Annotated in this window: 14 protein-coding genes and 2 tRNA genes; 7 read left to right on the plus strand and 9 right to left on the minus strand. The window is 73.1% G+C overall.

All coding sequences use genetic code 11. The features are described 5' to 3' along the window. Positions 1–26 precede the first annotated feature (26 nt). The 4 genes from rsrA to ACFXMG_RS36680 form a co-directional block, all read right to left on the minus strand. Positions 27–353 carry a mycothiol system anti-sigma-R factor gene (gene rsrA / locus ACFXMG_RS36665; protein WP_383829410.1) on the minus strand — a complete coding sequence of 109 codons (327 nt, stop codon included), beginning with the start codon at positions 351–353 and terminating at the stop codon, positions 27–29. Continuing rightward, entirely contained in the window at positions 350–1006 is a 657-nt protein-coding gene (locus tag ACFXMG_RS36670; RefSeq protein ID WP_189946678.1) for a sigma-70 family RNA polymerase sigma factor, read from the minus strand. Before ACFXMG_RS36670 ends, rsrA begins: the two co-directional genes overlap by 4 nt. Positions 1007–1257: 251 nt before the next feature. Then, entirely contained in the window at positions 1258–1893 is a 636-nt protein-coding gene (locus ACFXMG_RS36675; protein ID WP_383829406.1) for an alpha/beta family hydrolase, read from the minus strand. Between the two features lie 39 nt (positions 1894–1932). Continuing rightward, a complete protein-coding gene (locus tag ACFXMG_RS36680) occupies positions 1933–2748 on the minus strand; it encodes an SOS response-associated peptidase (protein ID WP_383829403.1) in 816 nt (271 codons plus the stop codon). A gap of 49 nt (positions 2749–2797) precedes the next feature. On the opposite strand from ACFXMG_RS36680, the gene ACFXMG_RS36685 reads away from it, so the two are divergent. From ACFXMG_RS36685 to ACFXMG_RS36700, 4 genes are all read left to right on the plus strand, one after another. After that, on the plus strand, positions 2798–3481 hold the full coding sequence (locus ACFXMG_RS36685; RefSeq protein ID WP_383829400.1) for a M50 family metallopeptidase: 684 nt from the start codon (positions 2798–2800) through the stop codon (positions 3479–3481). A 20-nt stretch (positions 3482–3501) separates the two neighbouring features. Next, positions 3502–4851 carry a 3-phosphoshikimate 1-carboxyvinyltransferase gene (gene aroA, locus ACFXMG_RS36690; protein WP_383829397.1) on the plus strand — a complete coding sequence of 450 codons (1350 nt, stop codon included), beginning with the start codon at positions 3502–3504 and terminating at the stop codon, positions 4849–4851. A 3-nt stretch (positions 4852–4854) separates the two neighbouring features. Next, positions 4855–5865 (plus strand): ribosome small subunit-dependent GTPase A, encoded by a 1011-nt coding sequence (gene rsgA / locus ACFXMG_RS36695; protein WP_383829394.1) that lies wholly within the window; start codon positions 4855–4857, stop codon positions 5863–5865. A 102-nt stretch (positions 5866–5967) separates the two neighbouring features. Continuing rightward, positions 5968–6291, plus strand: a complete 324-nt coding sequence (locus tag ACFXMG_RS36700) for a DMT family transporter (RefSeq protein WP_383829422.1) — start codon at positions 5968–5970, stop codon at positions 6289–6291. Here the strand turns inward: ACFXMG_RS36700 and ACFXMG_RS36705 are convergent. Then, entirely contained in the window at positions 6183–6818 is a 636-nt protein-coding gene (locus ACFXMG_RS36705; RefSeq protein ID WP_383829391.1) for a TetR/AcrR family transcriptional regulator, read from the minus strand. The two genes, ACFXMG_RS36700 and ACFXMG_RS36705, sit on opposite strands and share 109 nt — an antisense overlap. 137 nt (positions 6819–6955) lie before the next feature. Here ACFXMG_RS36705 and hisN point away from each other — a divergent pair, with 137 nt between their 5' ends. The 3 genes from hisN (at position 6956) to ACFXMG_RS36720 (ending at position 8820) form a co-directional block, all read left to right on the plus strand. Continuing rightward, a complete protein-coding gene (gene hisN, locus ACFXMG_RS36710; protein ID WP_383829388.1) occupies positions 6956–7768 on the plus strand; it encodes a histidinol-phosphatase in 813 nt (270 codons plus the stop codon). Positions 7769–7907: 139 nt separating this feature from the next. Next, positions 7908–8294 (plus strand): cyclic nucleotide-binding/CBS domain-containing protein, encoded by a 387-nt coding sequence (locus ACFXMG_RS36715; RefSeq protein ID WP_383829385.1) that lies wholly within the window; start codon positions 7908–7910, stop codon positions 8292–8294. A 109-nt stretch (positions 8295–8403) separates the two neighbouring features. Further along, on the plus strand, positions 8404–8820 hold the full coding sequence (locus ACFXMG_RS36720; protein WP_383829382.1) for a Fur family transcriptional regulator: 417 nt from the start codon (positions 8404–8406) through the stop codon (positions 8818–8820). Between the two features lie 118 nt (positions 8821–8938). Here ACFXMG_RS36720 and ACFXMG_RS36725 read toward each other — a convergent pair. The 4 genes from ACFXMG_RS36725 to ACFXMG_RS36740 all read right to left on the minus strand — a co-directional run bounded on the left by ACFXMG_RS36725 (position 8939) and on the right by ACFXMG_RS36740 (position 14336). Further along, positions 8939–9012 (minus strand) — tRNA-Met (locus ACFXMG_RS36725). Between the two features lie 48 nt (positions 9013–9060). After that, positions 9061–11109: a sel1 repeat family protein gene (locus ACFXMG_RS36730; RefSeq protein ID WP_383829379.1), complete on the minus strand. Its 2049-nt coding sequence runs from the start codon at positions 11107–11109 to the stop codon at positions 9061–9063. 202 nt (positions 11110–11311) lie between these two features. After that, positions 11312–11385 (minus strand) — tRNA-Met (locus ACFXMG_RS36735). Positions 11386–11429: 44 nt separating this feature from the next. Then, a complete protein-coding gene (locus tag ACFXMG_RS36740; protein ID WP_383829376.1) occupies positions 11430–14336 on the minus strand; it encodes a UPF0182 family protein in 2907 nt (968 codons plus the stop codon). Positions 14337–14372 lie beyond the last annotated feature (36 nt).

The raw sequence follows: 14372 nt of genomic DNA on the forward strand, positions 1-14372 counted from the left end.
GGGTGACCCTCCGCACATCCGTGCGATCACTCCTGGGTGGCCGGTGCCTGGGGCGCCGGGGCCTCCTGGGTGAGGGCGTCCTGTTCGGGGACGAGGCCCCCGGCGCGGATCAGGTCGATCCGGCCCATGACCTTGGCGCGCAGGTCGGTGGGGACCTCGTCGCTGCCGCAGCAGCGCTTCACGAGCTTCTTCACCGCCTGCTCCAGGCCGTACTTCTCCAGGCAGGGGGAGCACTCCTCGAAGTGCACCTCGAACTTGGTGCAGTCGCTGTCGGGCATCTCCCGGTCGAGGAACTCGTAGAGATGGTCAAGGACTTCCGAGCAATCCGTCTCGTGCGGGTCTCCGCAGCTCATGAGTCCGCGCCTTTCAGATCCTTGGACGACTCTCCGGCGCCGGCGGGGACGAGGCCGCGCTCGCGGGCGTAGTCCTCGAGCATGCCGCGGAGCTGGCGGCGGCCTCGGTGCAGGCGGGACATCACCGTACCGATGGGGGTCCCCATGATGTCGGCGATCTCCTTGTAGGCAAAGCCCTCGACATCGGCGAGGTAGACCGCGATGCGGAACTCCTCGGGGATCGCCTGGAGCGCTGCCTTCACGTCCGAGTCGGGCAGGTGGTCGAGCGCCTGCGACTCGGCGGAGCGCAGACCGGTCGACATGTGCGACTCGGCGCGGGCGAGCTGCCAGTCCTCGATCTCCTCGGCGGCGCTGCGCTGGGGCTCACGCTGCTTCTTGCGGTACGAGTTGATGAAGGTGTTGGTGAGGATGCGGTACAGCCACGCCTTGAGGTTGGTGCCCTCGCGGAACTGGTGGAAGGAGCCGTACGCCTTCGCGTAGGTCTCCTGCACCAGGTCCTCGGCGTCCGCGGGGTTGCGCGTCATCCGCAGCGCGGCCGAGTACATCTGGTCGAGGTAGCCGAGGGCGTCCCGCTCGAAGCGCGCGTTGCGCTCCTCGGTCGTCTCCTCGGGGCCGTCGTCGGTCCCTGTGTCGGTCCCAGTGACCGGACCCACCTCCTCCAGCGCGGTGACGGGGCCGGTGCCGGACCCGCTCGTCTCGGAGGATAGACGAGGAACCGCTCCGCCCGCCGCCCGAATCGGGGCGGCCTTGGGGGCGGCCAGCACGGTCCAGTCGAGCTCCGCGGACCTGGCCCGCTCCGGGCAGATGGTCGAACCCATGCGACGGACTCCCTCTCTCGCTTCTCACACCGACGCTCTCCACAACAGCGGTTGCGGCCCCGGCATTCCCGGGACTCCGGTGGGGTTCAGCGCAGCGCGGCGAGCCAGTCGGCGACGCCCTCGACGATCCTTCCGACGGCCTCCTCCTGACCGATCGGCGCTCGCTTCGGGACGGCGAAGCCGTGGTCGCCGTACGGGATCTCGATCAGCTCGTACGTGCCTCCGGACGGGAACTCGGCCGGCCTGCCGAAGGGGTCGTTGCCGCCCTGGACGACGAGCGTGGGCAGGCCGGCGGAGAGCAGCTCGGCGGCGCGGGAGCTCTCCGGCTTGCCCGGCGGGTGCAGGGGGAAGCTCAGCGCGAGGACGGCGGCGGCGCCGAGCTCCGCGCCGGTGCGGCAGGCCACCCGGGCGCCGGCGCTGCGGCCGCCCGCGACCACCGGGAGCCCGGGAGCGGCGAGGGCGGGCCAGAGGCCGCGCCAGCCGGTGTCGAGGGTCCTCGGCGCGGGCGCGACCTTCTTGCCCGCGACCCGCCAGGGCTGCTCGACCAGCGCGACGGTCACGCCGCGGGCGGGCAGGGCGGCGGCGAGGGCGGCCAGGTCGCGGGCCTCGATGCCGCCGCCGGCGCCGTGGCCGAGGGCGAGGACGTGGCGGGCCTTCGCCGCCGGGTGCCATGTGATGCGGGCCTCACCGGTGTCGGTGGGCACGGTCTCGATCTTCGTCACGTCCCCATCCTGCCGTCCGGGCCCCGCCCCGGGCCGCGTTCAGAACAGCGTGCCGACCTCGGGTCCCGCCAGCTCGGTGAGGAGCTCGGAGCCGTTGTTGCGGACGTTGCTGACGGCGGTGGAGACCGGGAAGGCCCGCATCAGGCCCTCCGGCGGCGGGGCGAGCAGGGCGCGCAGTTCGTCGAGGCCGGTGGTGGCCGGGTCCAGCCAGGCGTCCCAGCGGTCCTCGGTCAGCATCAGCGGCATCCGGGGGTGGATCTCCGCGAGGGTGCCGGGGCCCTCGGCGGGCGCCACGCCGAGCGGGGCGGTCTCCGCCTCGGTGGTGATCACCGAGCAGGTGGCCCACCAGGCGGCCGGGTGCTCGGGCGGCAGCGCCGGGTCGCGCCAGAACTCGTACAGACCGGCCATGGCGAAGACCGAGCCGTCGGCCGGGGTCACGAAGTAGGGCTGCTTGCGGGGCCGCTTCCGCTTCCCCTCGACCTCCAGGTCGCGCTCGGCCGCGCCGGTCACCCACTCGTAATACCCGTCGGCGGGCAGGATGCAGCGGCGGGACTGGAAGGCGCGTCTGAAGGAGGGCTTCTCGTGCAGGGTCTCGGCCCGGGCGTTGATCATCCGGGCCGCGCCCTCCGGCGACTTCGACCAGGACGGGACCAGTCCCCACTTCAGGGCGCGCAGCTGGCGAACCGGACGGCGCGTCTCCGCGTCTTTCAGAGGGCGTTCGAGCACCACGTGGACCTCCTTGGTGGGGGCCACGTTCCAGTCCTGGTCCAGGGTCTCCGCCGGCTCCCACTTCTCGATCCCGAAGAGCCCCACGAGGTCCTCGGGCCGCCGGCTGGCCGCAAAACGTCCGCACATACGTGCCACACTGCCACGATCCCCGAGCCCGAGAGGAGCGGACCGAAGGATGGACCTCTTCAGCCCGCAGGCCGCCCCGGCCGAGTGGCTGGTGATCGCCACCGGCGTCGCCGCGCTCGCCGTCACCGTGCCCCGCCGTCTCTGGCTGTTCGCGCGGAACGCGATCACCATCGCCCACGAGGGCGGCCACGGCCTGGTCGCGCTCGCCGCCGGCCGCCGCCTGGAGGCGATCCGGCTGCACTCGGACACCAGCGGCCTCACCGTCACCCGGGGCCGCCCCACCGGCCTCGGCGTCGTCCTCACCCTGGCCGCCGGCTACACCGCGGCGCCGCTGCTCGGCCTCGGCGGGGCGGCGCTGCTCGGCGCGGGCCTGGTCGCCGTGCTGCTGTGGGCGGCGACCGCGCTGCTGCTCGCCCTGCTGGTGATGGTCCGCAACGCGTACGGGATCCTCAGCGTCGTCCTCACCGGCGCGCTCTTCGTCCTGGTGTCCTGGCTGGCCGCCCCCGAGGTGCAGGCCGTCTTCGCCTACGCGGTGGTGTGGTTCCTGCTCCTGGGCGGGGTCCGGCCGGCCTTCGAGCTCCAGTCGAAGCGCCGCCACGGAGGGGCTCCCGACTCGGACGCGGACCAGCTCTCGCGGCTCACCCACGTGCCCGCCGGGGTGTGGCTGGCCTTCTTCCACACGGTGTCCCTCTGCTGCCTGATCGGCGGCGGTCGCTGGCTCCTGGGCTTCTGACACCCCCGTACAGTGAGGGCATGACCGCAGCCTCCCCCGCGCACCCCGATCCGTCGCACTCCGCCGCCGCCGGCCCGGACCTGTGGCCCGCCCCGTACGCGAGCGGTCCCGTCGACGCGACCGTGACCGTGCCCGGGTCGAAGTCGGTCACCAACCGCGCCCTGGTGCTCGCCGCGCTCGCCGCCGAGCCCGGCTGGGTCCGCCGCCCGCTCCGCTCCCGCGACACCCTCCTCATGGCCGAGGGCCTGCGCACCCTGGGAGTGAAGATCGAGGAGGGTGTCGGCCCGGACGGCACCGGCGAGGCGTGGCGGATCATCCCCGCCCCGCTGCGCGGCCCCGCCGCGGTCGACGTCGGCAACGCGGGCACGGTCATGCGCTTCCTGCCGCCGGTCGCCGCCCTCGCCGACGGCCCGGTCCGCTTCGACGGCGACCCCCGCTCCCACGAGCGCCCGCTGCACGGCGTGATCGACGCACTGCGCGCGCTCGGCGCCCGGATCGACGACGAGGGCCGCGGCGCCCTCCCGATGACCGTGCACGGCGCCGGCGGCCTGGAGGGCGGGGTCGTCGAGATCGACGCCTCCTCGTCCTCCCAGTTCGTCAGCGCCCTGCTGCTCTCCGGCGCCCGCTTCAACCAGGGCGTCGAGGTCCGGCACGTGGGCGGCCGGCTGCCGTCCATGCCGCACATCCGCATGACCGTCGACATGCTGCGCGCGGTGGGCGCCAAGATCGACGAGCCCGAGCACGGCGGCGAGCCCGACGTGTGGCGGGTGGCCCCCTCCGCGCTGCGCGGCCGCGACCTCGTCATCGAGCCCGACCTGTCGAACGCGCAGCCGTTCCTGGCCGCCGCGCTCGTCACCGGCGGCCGGGTCACCGTCCCGGACTGGCCGGCCCGCACCACCCAGCCCGGCGACGAGCTGCGCCGGATCTTCACCGAGATGGGCGGCGCCTGCGAGCTCACCGACGCCGGCCTCACCTTCACCGGCACCGGCCGGATCCACGGCATCGACGTGGACCTCGGCGAGGTCGGCGAGCTGACCCCCGGCATCGCCGCCGTCGCCGCGCTCGCCGACTCCCCCTCCACCCTGCGCGGGGTGGCGCACCTGCGGCTCCACGAGACCGACCGCCTCGCGGCGCTCACCAAGGAGATCAACGGCCTGGGCGGCGACGTCACCGAGACCGAGGACGGGCTGCACATCCGCCCGCGCCCGCTGGGCGCCGGGGTGTTCCACACGTACCACGACCACCGGATGGCGACCGCGGGCGCGATCATCGGCCTCGCCGTGCCGGGCGTGCGGATCGAGGACGTGGCGACGACGGCCAAGACCTTGCCGGACTTCCCGGGGATGTGGACCGAAATGCTCGGAGCCTGAACCATGCGGCGCTACGGCAAGCACACCGACGAGGACGACATCCGCCAGCGGCCCAACCGCAAGGGCACCCGGCCGCGGACCACCCTCCGCCCCAAGCACGAGGACGCCGTCGAGGGCATGGTCCTCACCGTGGACCGCGGCCGGCTCACCTGCCTGGTCGAGGACCGCACGGTGATGGCGATGAAGGCCCGCGAGCTGGGCCGCAAGGCGGCCGTCGTCGGCGACCGGGTCTCCCTGGTGGGCGACCTCTCCGGCGAGAAGGACACGCTGGCGCGGATCGTGCGGATCGGTGAGCGGGAGTCGCTGCTGCGCCGCACGGCCGACGACGACGACCCGTACGAGCGGGTGGTCGTGGCCAACGCCGACCAGCTCGCCATCGTCACCGCGCTCGCCGACCCCGAGCCGCGCCCCCGGCTGATCGACCGCTGCCTGGTGGCCGCGTTCGACGGCGGCCTGGCGCCCTTCCTGGTGATGACCAAGTCGGACCTGGCGCCCCCGGAGCAGCTCCTGGAGCTCTACGGCGACCTCGACATCCCGTACGTCGTGGTGAACCGCGACGAGCTGTACGACGGCGGGGCGGCGGACCGGGTGCGCGCCTACCTGGACGGGCGGGTCACCGCCTTCGTCGGCCACTCCGGCGTCGGCAAGACGACGCTGGTCAACGCGCTGGTGCCGGAGGAGAAGCGGCGGATCACCGGCCATGTGAACGCGGTGACCGGCCGCGGCCGGCACACCACCACCTCGGCGCTCGCGCTGCCGCTGGACGCGGCCGACGGCTGGGTCATCGACACGCCGGGCGTGCGCTCCTTCGGCCTCCACCACGTCGACCCGGCCCGGGTCATCCTCGCCTTCCCCGACCTGGTGCCGGGCACCGAGAACTGCCCGCGCGCGTGCAGCCACGACGAGCCCGAGTGCGCCCTGGACGCCTGGGTGGAGGAGGGGCACGCGGACCCCGCGCGGCTGTACTCGCTGCGGCGCCTGCTCTCCACCCGGGAGCGCCGCGAGGGCGACTGACCCGCCCCGGCGGGGGACGCCCGGTGTTTACGGTTCCCTTCAAGCCGGTAAGGACATAACCGCACAAGTGTGGAGAATCCGACCGGGTGGGAGGCAGGAACGATGGCGTGGCTGCTGGTGGTGGTCGCCGGGATCCTGGAGACGGGCTTCGCGGTCTGCCTGAAGCTCTCGCACGGGTTCACCCGGCTCTGGCCGACGATCGCCTTCGCCTGCTTCGCGCTGGGCAGCTTCGGACTGCTGACGCTGGCCCTGAGGAAGCTCGACGTGGGTCCCGCGTACGCGGTGTGGACGGGGATCGGGGCGGCCGGCACGGCCATCTACGGCATGGTCTTCCTCGGCGACCTGGTCTCCACGCTCAAGATCGTCTCGATCACCTTGGTGATCGTGGGGGTCATCGGCCTCCAGCTGTCCGGCTCGACGCACTGACCCTCGGGCGGCAGCGCCGGGGCCACCACATGGCTGACGGCGAGCCGCAGCGCCAGCTCGCAGCCGGCCGCCCACCCCTCCCCCGCGCAGAGCGCGGTCGTCGCGAGCAGCTCCCCCGGCGCGGGCGGTCCCGCGTCGGCCCTGCGCTGCGCCGGTACGGGAGCGGGGCGGGCGCCCGGCCGGGCGGGGCGGGGCCGGGGCAGGCCCTCGGTCCAGGCGCCGGTGAGCAGCGAGCGGAGTATGGGCCGGTCGCCGGCCCGGGCGACGGTCCACTCGGCGACGGCGGCGAGGGCGCGCACAGGCGGTTCGGGGGCGGCGAGCAGCCGGCGCACGCCGGCGAGGTAGGCGTCGGCCTCGTGCCGGACGAGGGCGCGGGCCAGCCCTTCCTTGCTGCCGAACTCGTTGTAGAGGGTCTGCCGGGAGACCCGGGCGGCGACGGCGAGGTCGGCCATCCGGACGGCTGACCAGGAGTGCCGTGCCAGGGCGGTGTGAGCGGCGTCGAGGAGGGCCTCGCGGGCGGTGGGCATGCGCGCCTCCGGACCGGACGGTGGTCCCCCAGCGTCGGCAGGCGCGGCGGCGCTGTCAAGAGCGCGGAACCCGGCGTTCACCGGGGCGGATGAGACGGGACGCCGGGTGGTCTCCGGGCGGCGCTAGAGTGCCGGACATGGCCGATTACCACGATGACCTGCGTCTTGCCCATGCCCTCGCGGATGCCGCCGACGTGGCCACCATGGCCCGTTTCCAGGCGCTCGACCTCAAGGTCGAGACGAAGCCCGACATGACCCCGGTGAGCGAGGCGGACCGGGCCGCCGAGGAGCTGATCCGCGCGGGACTCCAGAAGGAGCGGCCCGAGGACGCGATCCTGGGCGAGGAGTACGGCGTCGAGGGCAGCGGGCCGCGCCGCTGGGTGATCGACCCGATCGACGGCACCAAGAACTACGTGCGCGGGGTGCCCGTGTGGGCGACCCTGATCGCGCTGATGGAGGAGGACGAGACCGGCTTCCAGCCGGTGGTCGGCGTGGTGTCGGCGCCCGCGCTGGGCCGCCGCTGGTGGGCCGCGAAGGGGCTCGGCGCCTTCACGGGCGCGGGCCCGGAGTCGGGGACCCGGATCGGGGTGTCCCAGGTGGCCTCGCTGGCCGACGCCTCGTTCGCGTACTCCTCGCTGAGCGGCTGGGAGGAGCGCGGGAGGCTGGACGCGTTCCTGGACCTCACGCGCGCGTGCTGGCGGACCCGGGCGTACGGCGACTTCTGGCCGTACATGATGGTCGCCGAGGGCACCGTGGACCTGTGCGCGGAGCCGGAGCTGTCGCTGTGGGACATGGCGGCGGTGGCGGTCGTGGTGCAGGAGGCCGGCGGCTCGTACACGGGTCTCGACGGACGGCCCGGCCCGCACAGCGGGAACGCGGCGGCCTCCAACGGTCTGCTGCACGAGGCGCTCCTGGGTCACCTGGGGTACGAGGGGGCGCCGGGCGCCTGAACGCGCCCCCGCCCGCCCCCGGGGGCGCCTCGCGCGCCCCCTTGTCGGCCCCCTCCCCCGGTGCGACGCTGGGAGTCCCCCACTTGTGCATTTGTGAACCGCCTCACGCGGGCGGTTCGCCGAGGAGGTGGCTCCATCCATGCTCGTCCGTGACGCCATGAGCACGGTGGTCCTCACCGTCGGACCCGCCCACACCCTCCGCCAGGCCGCCCGGCTGATGTCGGTCCGCCGCGTCGGCGCGGCCGTCGTCCTGGACGGCGACACCGGCATCGGGATCCTCACCGAGCGCGACATCCTGAACTCCCTCGGCCGGGGCGAGGACCCCGACCGCGAGACGGCCGGCTCCCACACCACCCACGAGGTGGTCTTCGCCGCGCCCGGCTGGACCCTGGAGGAGGCGGCCGAGGCGATGACCCGCGGCGGCTTCCGCCACCTGGTCGTCCTCGACGGCGTCGGCCCGGTCGGCATGGTCTCGGTGCGCGACATCATCCGCTGCTGGCTCCCGGCCCACAGCGTCGCGGACTGAGACCCGCCCGGGACCCTGTCCACGGCCGGTCCACGGGTGGGTCCACGGGCGGGTCCACGGGCTGGAAGCCCGCTCCGCCCCGATTCCGCCCGCTGTTACCCTGGCCTTCATGAGCGACCTGTTGGAACGTCTGCGCGGACGCGGCTGGCGGATGACCGCACAGCGCCGTGTCGTCGCCGAGGTCCTCGACGGCGACCACGTGCATCTCACCGCCGACGAGGTGCACGCCCGCGCCGTCGCGCGCCTGCCCGAGATCTCCCGCGCGACCGTCTACAACACGCTGGGCGAGATGGTCACGCTCGGCGAGGTCATCGAGGTCGCCACCGACGGGCGCGCCAAGCGGTACGACCCCAACGCCCACCGGCCGCACCAGCACCTGGTCTGCGCCGGCTGCGGCGCGATCCGGGACGTCCACCCGGCGGGCGACCCGCTGGGGGACCTGCCGGACGCGGAGCGCTTCGGCTTCACGATCTCGAACGTCGAGGTCACGTACCGCGGCCTCTGCCCGAACTGCGCGACGGCGTAAGCACCGTGACGGGGCGCCCCCTCGGGGGCGCCTTTTTCTGTGCGCCACCACCGGAAACGTCTGGGAACGCCGAAGGCCCGGATCATATGGATACGATCCGGGCCTTCGTGCTACTGAGTAGCGGGGACAGGATTTGAACCTGCGACCTCTGGGTTATGAGCCCAGCGAGCTACCGAGCTGCTCCACCCCGCGTCGGTGAACCCAACCTTACGGGACGGGTGCGACAGGAGCAAATCGCGTTTACGCCGTGAGCTCCTGGTGCAGCGCCTCGCTGAGCCGCGCCGCCCGCTCGGCGACCTCGGCGGGGCCGAGCTCCACCGCGCGGGCGCACCAGCTGCGGCCCTCGGCGAGCTCGCCCCGGCGGGCGGCGAGCAGCGCGAGCCGGAGCGCGGCGCGGCCGTGCCCGGCCCGGGCGGCCCGGGTCCACCAGAGGGCGGCCTCGCGCTCGCTGCCCTCGCGGGCGAGGAGCAGGCCGAGGTTGAAGGCGCCGTTGCGGCTCCCGGCGTCGGCGGCCTCCCGGTACCAGCGGGCGGCCTCGGCGAGGTCGCCCCGGCCGGCGGCGAGCATGCCGACCCGGACCTGGGCGCGGCGGTGGCCCTGCTGGGCCGCCCGCTCGTACCACTCCTCGCACTCGGTCTTCTGGTCCACGGGCGCGCCGAGGACCACCGGGCCGGGCTCGGGGCGGCGGGCGTCGAGGACCGTGGCGAGCCGGAAGGCCGCCTCGGGGCTGCCGCCGCCCGCGGCGCAGCGCAGGTGCCGCTCGGCGGTCAGCTCGTCGCCGTCCCGGAGGGCGGCGATGCCGACCTGGAGGGACGCCTCGGTGTGCCCGGCGGCGGCGGCCCGCTCGTACCAGGCGAGCGCGGCGCGGTCGTCGTCGCGTCCGGCGTGCAGGATGCCCAGGTTGAAGGCGGCGTCGACGGATCCGGCCTCGGCGGCCTTGGAGAACCAGGGCTCGGCGCCGCCCGCGTCCCCGGCCTGGAGGAGCAGCACGGCGAGCGCGTTGGCGGCCTCGCGGTGGCCGGCGTAGGCGGCGCGGCGGTACCACTGCTCGGCCTGCGGGAGGCGGTCCTGGGCGGCGCAGAGCAGGCCGAGGTTGTAGGCGCCGTTGACGTCCCCGGCGTCCATGGCGGCGCGGTACCAGCGCTCGGCGGTCTGCTGCTCGCCGCGGGCGGCGTGCAGGGCGCCGAGGGCGTTGGCGGCGTTGCCGTCGCCGTCCTGGGCGGCGCGCAGCCACCAGACGGCGGCGCTCTCCTCGTCGCCGGCGTCGCGCAGCAGGAAGCCGAGGGCGCAGGCGGCCTTGGCCTCGCCCTCCTTGGCGGAGCTGAGGTACCAGCGCCCGGCCTCCTTCAGCTCGCCGCGCTGTTCCAGGATGGCCCCGAGGTGCAGCGCGGCCCGGCGGTGTCCCCGGGCGGCCGCCTGCCGGAACCACTGCTCGGCCTCGCCGAGCAGCCCGCCGACGGCGCTCTCCCCCGCCCTCCGGGGCGGCGCGGCCTCGGGGCGCGCCGCCTCGGCCTGCGGGCGCTCGCCCGTGCGGAGGGTGTCGGCCGCGCGGAGGCGGCCGGCGGTGTCGTACGCGTGCCCGGCGCGTCCGGCCGCGGCGGTGGGGCCGTAGGCGTGCGGGCCGCGGAGGGTCTCGGTGGCGCGCCGCTCCAGGGCGAGGGCGAGGCGGTAGGCGGCCTCGCGGTGGCCCTGCTCGGCGGCGGCGCGCAGCCAGCGCTCGGCGCCGACGTCGCTGCGGTGCTCCAGGAGGTCGGCGAGGGCGTAGGCGCCCAGGGCGTGGCCCTGTTCGGCGGCCTGGCGGAGCCAGTACTCGGCGGCGGGCTCGTCGCCGCGCTCGCGGTGGTGCCGGCCGAGCGCGTGCGCGGCCGGCGCGGAGCCCGCGACGGCGGCGACCCGCCACCAGCCGGCGGCCTCGTCGGGGTAGCCGCGCTGGTGGAGGAGGACGCCCAGGTTGTTGGCGGCGGCCCGGTCGCCCTCGGCGGTGGCGCCGCGCAGGAAGGGTTCGGCGCCGTCGAGGTCGCCGCGGCGCAGCAGGAGGGCGCCGAGGGCGCTCATGGCGTCGGTGTCACCGCGCTCGGCGGCCCTGCGGTGCCGGCCCTCGGTCTCGGTGTCGGTCTCGGCCTCGGTGTCCGGGACGGCATCCGGGGCGGTCCCGATTCTGGCGGTGGTGTCGACGATCGCATCGACGGCCGGCACGGCCTCGATGATCTCGTCCGCGGCATCTCTGGCGTGCCGCTGCACAAACCGCCCTGTCTCCAACAGAGTTGCCCTGTCCCCCATAAATACCATCGTCGCACCACCCACAACCCGCGCACACCCGGTATACCGCAGCCCTTGAGGTCACCTCAGCGTTTTGTCGACATGCCCACAGAGAGACAAGTCAAACACGTCGCGCCTCAACTCGCCCCTTCCGTACCGCTCTTCGGTGGCCCCCGTCACCCCGACACGCGACGAGGGCCCGGATCCTTATGGATCCGAGCCCTCGTGTCAGTAGCGGGGACAGGATTTGAACCTGCGACCTCTGGGTTATGAGCCCAGCGAGCTACCGAGCTGCTCCACCCCGCGTCGATGAAGTAACACTATCACGACGCGAGGTGAAGCCTCGCAGGTCAGCTGCCGGAAGCCCCCTGCGGCTGGATCCTGGCACCTGCCTCGGCCGCCCTTTCCAGGGCCGCCTGGAGGTCCTCCTGCGCCTTGCCGTAGGCCGTCCAGTCGCCCTTGGCGAGGGCCGCCTCGCCCGCGTCGTACGCCTTCTGGGCGTCGGCGATGGCCTGCTTCAGCGCCGCGTCCGCCGAGGCCGGCGGCTGCGGGGTGGTCGGCGGCTGCTCGGTGCCCGGCGGGGTCGTCGGCGGGGTCGTGCCCTCCACCCCGAAGACCGCGTTGAGGGCGTCCGTGAGGTTGTTCTCGAACACCGTGGTGTCCTTGGTGGTGTCGCCGTCCGGCTGGTCGGCGTCCACGTACGACACCGCGACCTTCTTCAGGAGCGGATAGAGCGCGTTCCGTCCCTGGGCGTAGACCGGCTCGACGTACAGGAACCCGCCGTCGAGCGGCACGGTGAGCAGGTTGCCGTACTGGATGTCCGAGTCGGCGCCCCTCATGTCCCGTACGAACTGGGCGACGTCGGGCAGACCGTTGAGCTTGCTCTGCACCTGGGCCGGGCCCGGCACGTCCTCGGTCACCCGCAGCAGTCTCAGCCGGCCGTACTCCTTGCTGGTGGCGTCGGCGTCGACCGCCATGAAGCCGCCCAGGTTGGGACGCCCGTTGGGGGTGAAGGTCGTGGTCAGCGAGAAGCGCTGCTCCGTGTCCCCGGGCATCTTCATGCTCAGGTAGTACGGCGGGACCGCGTTGCCCTCCTTGTTGGTCGGGTCGTCCGGGACCTGCCAGGCGTCCGAGCCGCTGTAGAACTGGGCCGGGTCGGTGACGTGGTACCGGGTCAGCAGCTCGCGCTGGACCTTGAACATGTCCTGCGGGTAGCGCAGGTGCTCCAGCAGGTCGCCCTTGACCTCGGACTTCGGCTTCACCGTGTCGGGGAACGCCTTCATCCAGGTCTTCAGGACCGGGTCCTCGGTGTCCCACTGGTAGAGGGTGACCTTGCCGTCGTAGGCGTCGACGGTGGCCTTCACCGAGTTGCGGATGTAGTTGACCTGGTTCTGCTGGGCGACGACCGTGCGCTGCTGGTTGCCGACGGTCAGCGAGTCGGCCGTGGTGTCGCCGAGCGTGGTCCGCGAGGCGTACGGGTAGCCGTTCGTGGTCGTGTAGGCGTCGACGATCCACTGGATCTTGCCGTCGACGACCGCCGGGTAGGCGTCGCCGTCGATGGTCAGCCAGGGGGCGACGGCCTCGACGCGCTGCTTGGGCGTGCGGTTGTACAGGATCCGCGAGCCGTCGCCGATGGCTCCGGAGTAGAGGATCTGCGGCTCGCTGAAGGCCACCGCGTAGGCCGCGCGGTTGAAGGCGCTCTCCAGGCTGACACCGCTGTTGCCCTGGTAGCTGGTGGTCTTCTCGCCGTTCTCCTCGTAGTCCAGCTCCTTCTGGGGGCCGCCCACGATCGAGTACTGGTCGGTCTTCTCGCCGTAGTAGATCCGCTGCTGGTACTTCCCGAGGTCACCGGTGGTCGGCAGGCCCGACTCGGTGAAGACCGGGGAGCCGTTGGCGTCGGTCTGGGTGCCGCGGGCCATGATGGCGCCGTAGCCGTGGGTGTACGTGAAGTGGTCGTTGATCCAGTTCCGCTTCGGGATGCCGCGGATGTTCAGCTCGCGCAGACCGATGACGACGTCCTGGCCCTGGTAGCGGTCCACGTCGAGCGTCGTCGGGAACTGGTAGTACTTCCGCTTCTGCTCCAGCTGCTGGAAGGTCGGCGAGACGATGTTCGGGTCGAGGACGCGGTAGGCGGCCGCCGTGTCGGCGTCCGTCCGCAGCTTGTCCTTGGCCTTGACCGTCGACTTGCCCGAGTAGTTCTCCAGCTTGGTCTCGTCGATCGCGTACGCCTTGCGGGTCGCGTCGATGTTCTTCTGGATGTACGGGGCTTCCTTGGCCTGCTCGTTCGGCTGGACCTGGAACTTCTGCACGATCGCCGGGTACAGGCCGCCGATCAGGACCGCGGAGAGCACCATCAGGCCGAAGCCGATGACCGGCAGCTGCCAGGTGCGGCGCCACAGGGTGGCGAAGAAGAGCACGGCGCAGATGACGGCGATGCAGAAGAGGATCGTCTTCGCCGGCAGATACGCGTTGGCGTCGACGAACCTCAGGCCCGTCCAGTTGCCGGTGGCCTTGAAGTCGCTGGACTTCACCGCCAGGCCGTACCGGTCGAGCCAGTACGCCACGGCCTTCAGCGCCACGAAGACGCCGAGGAGCACCGAGAGGTGGCCGGTGGCGGCGGCGGTGGCGCGGGCACCGGGGCTGGTGACGCGCAGTCCGCCGTACAGGTAGTGGGTGATCGCCGCGGCGATCAGGGACAGCACCACCGCCGCGAAGCCGAAGGCCAGCAGGAAGCGGTACCAGGGCAGGTCGAAGGCGTAGAAGGAGACGTCCTTGCCGAACTGGACGTCCTTCTCGCCGAAGTCCACGCCGTTGACCCACATCAGCCAGGTGCGCCACTGGCCGGAGGCGGAGGCGCCGGCGATCAGGCCCACCAGGGCGGTGATCGCGAGCAGCACCCACTTCTTGAAGGGGGCGACGCCCATCCGGTACCGGTCGAGGCTCTGCTGCTCCAGCGACATCGCGCTCAGCGGCGGCCGCAGCCGGTACGCCAGCCAGATGTTGAGGCCGACGGCGAGGGCCATGAGCAGGCCGAAGACCGCGAACAGCCCGATCTTGGTCCACAGGGTGGTGGTGAACACGGACGAGTACTGGACCGAGCGGTACCAGAGCCAGTCCGTCCAGAACCCGGCGAACATCACGAACGCCATGGCCAGGACGGCCAGCACGCCCAGTGTCATCAGCAGGGTGCGGGCCCGCCGGGACGGCCGGCCGACTCTGATCCTTGGCCCGGACGGGCCTCCGCCACGGTCAGGCATCTGGAAAGCCAACGTGCGCCCCTCGGTGTTGATGCG

Source organism: Streptomyces sp. NPDC059201, assembly GCF_042754585.1.
GTDB lineage: Bacteria > Actinomycetota > Actinomycetes > Streptomycetales > Streptomycetaceae > Streptomyces.

What these genes read in the sequence shown, in the direction of transcription:
- ACFXMG_RS36685 (WP_383829400.1), top strand. Translation starts at nt 2,798, where the DNA reads ATGGACCTCTTCAGCCCGCAGGCCGCCCCGGCCGAGTGGCTGGTGATC.
- ACFXMG_RS36720 (WP_383829382.1), top strand. Translation starts at nt 8,404, where the DNA reads ATGAGCGACCTGTTGGAACGTCTGCGCGGACGCGGCTGGCGGATGACC.
- ACFXMG_RS36715 (WP_383829385.1), top strand. Translation starts at nt 7,908, where the DNA reads ATGCTCGTCCGTGACGCCATGAGCACGGTGGTCCTCACCGTCGGACCC.
- ACFXMG_RS36680 (WP_383829403.1), bottom strand. Translation starts at nt 2,748, where the DNA reads ATGTGCGGACGTTTTGCGGCCAGCCGGCGGCCCGAGGACCTCGTGGGG.
- rsrA (WP_383829410.1), bottom strand. Translation starts at nt 353, where the DNA reads ATGAGCTGCGGAGACCCGCACGAGACGGATTGCTCGGAAGTCCTTGAC.
- ACFXMG_RS36740 (WP_383829376.1), bottom strand. Translation starts at nt 14,336, where the DNA reads ATGCCTGACCGTGGCGGAGGCCCGTCCGGGCCAAGGATCAGAGTCGGC.
- ACFXMG_RS36730 (WP_383829379.1), bottom strand. Translation starts at nt 11,109, where the DNA reads ATGGTATTTATGGGGGACAGGGCAACTCTGTTGGAGACAGGGCGGTTT.
- ACFXMG_RS36700 (WP_383829422.1), top strand. Translation starts at nt 5,968, where the DNA reads ATGGCGTGGCTGCTGGTGGTGGTCGCCGGGATCCTGGAGACGGGCTTC.
- aroA (WP_383829397.1), top strand. Translation starts at nt 3,502, where the DNA reads ATGACCGCAGCCTCCCCCGCGCACCCCGATCCGTCGCACTCCGCCGCC.
- hisN (WP_383829388.1), top strand. Translation starts at nt 6,956, where the DNA reads ATGGCCGATTACCACGATGACCTGCGTCTTGCCCATGCCCTCGCGGAT.
- rsgA (WP_383829394.1), top strand. Translation starts at nt 4,855, where the DNA reads ATGCGGCGCTACGGCAAGCACACCGACGAGGACGACATCCGCCAGCGG.
- ACFXMG_RS36705 (WP_383829391.1), bottom strand. Translation starts at nt 6,818, where the DNA reads ATGCCCACCGCCCGCGAGGCCCTCCTCGACGCCGCTCACACCGCCCTG.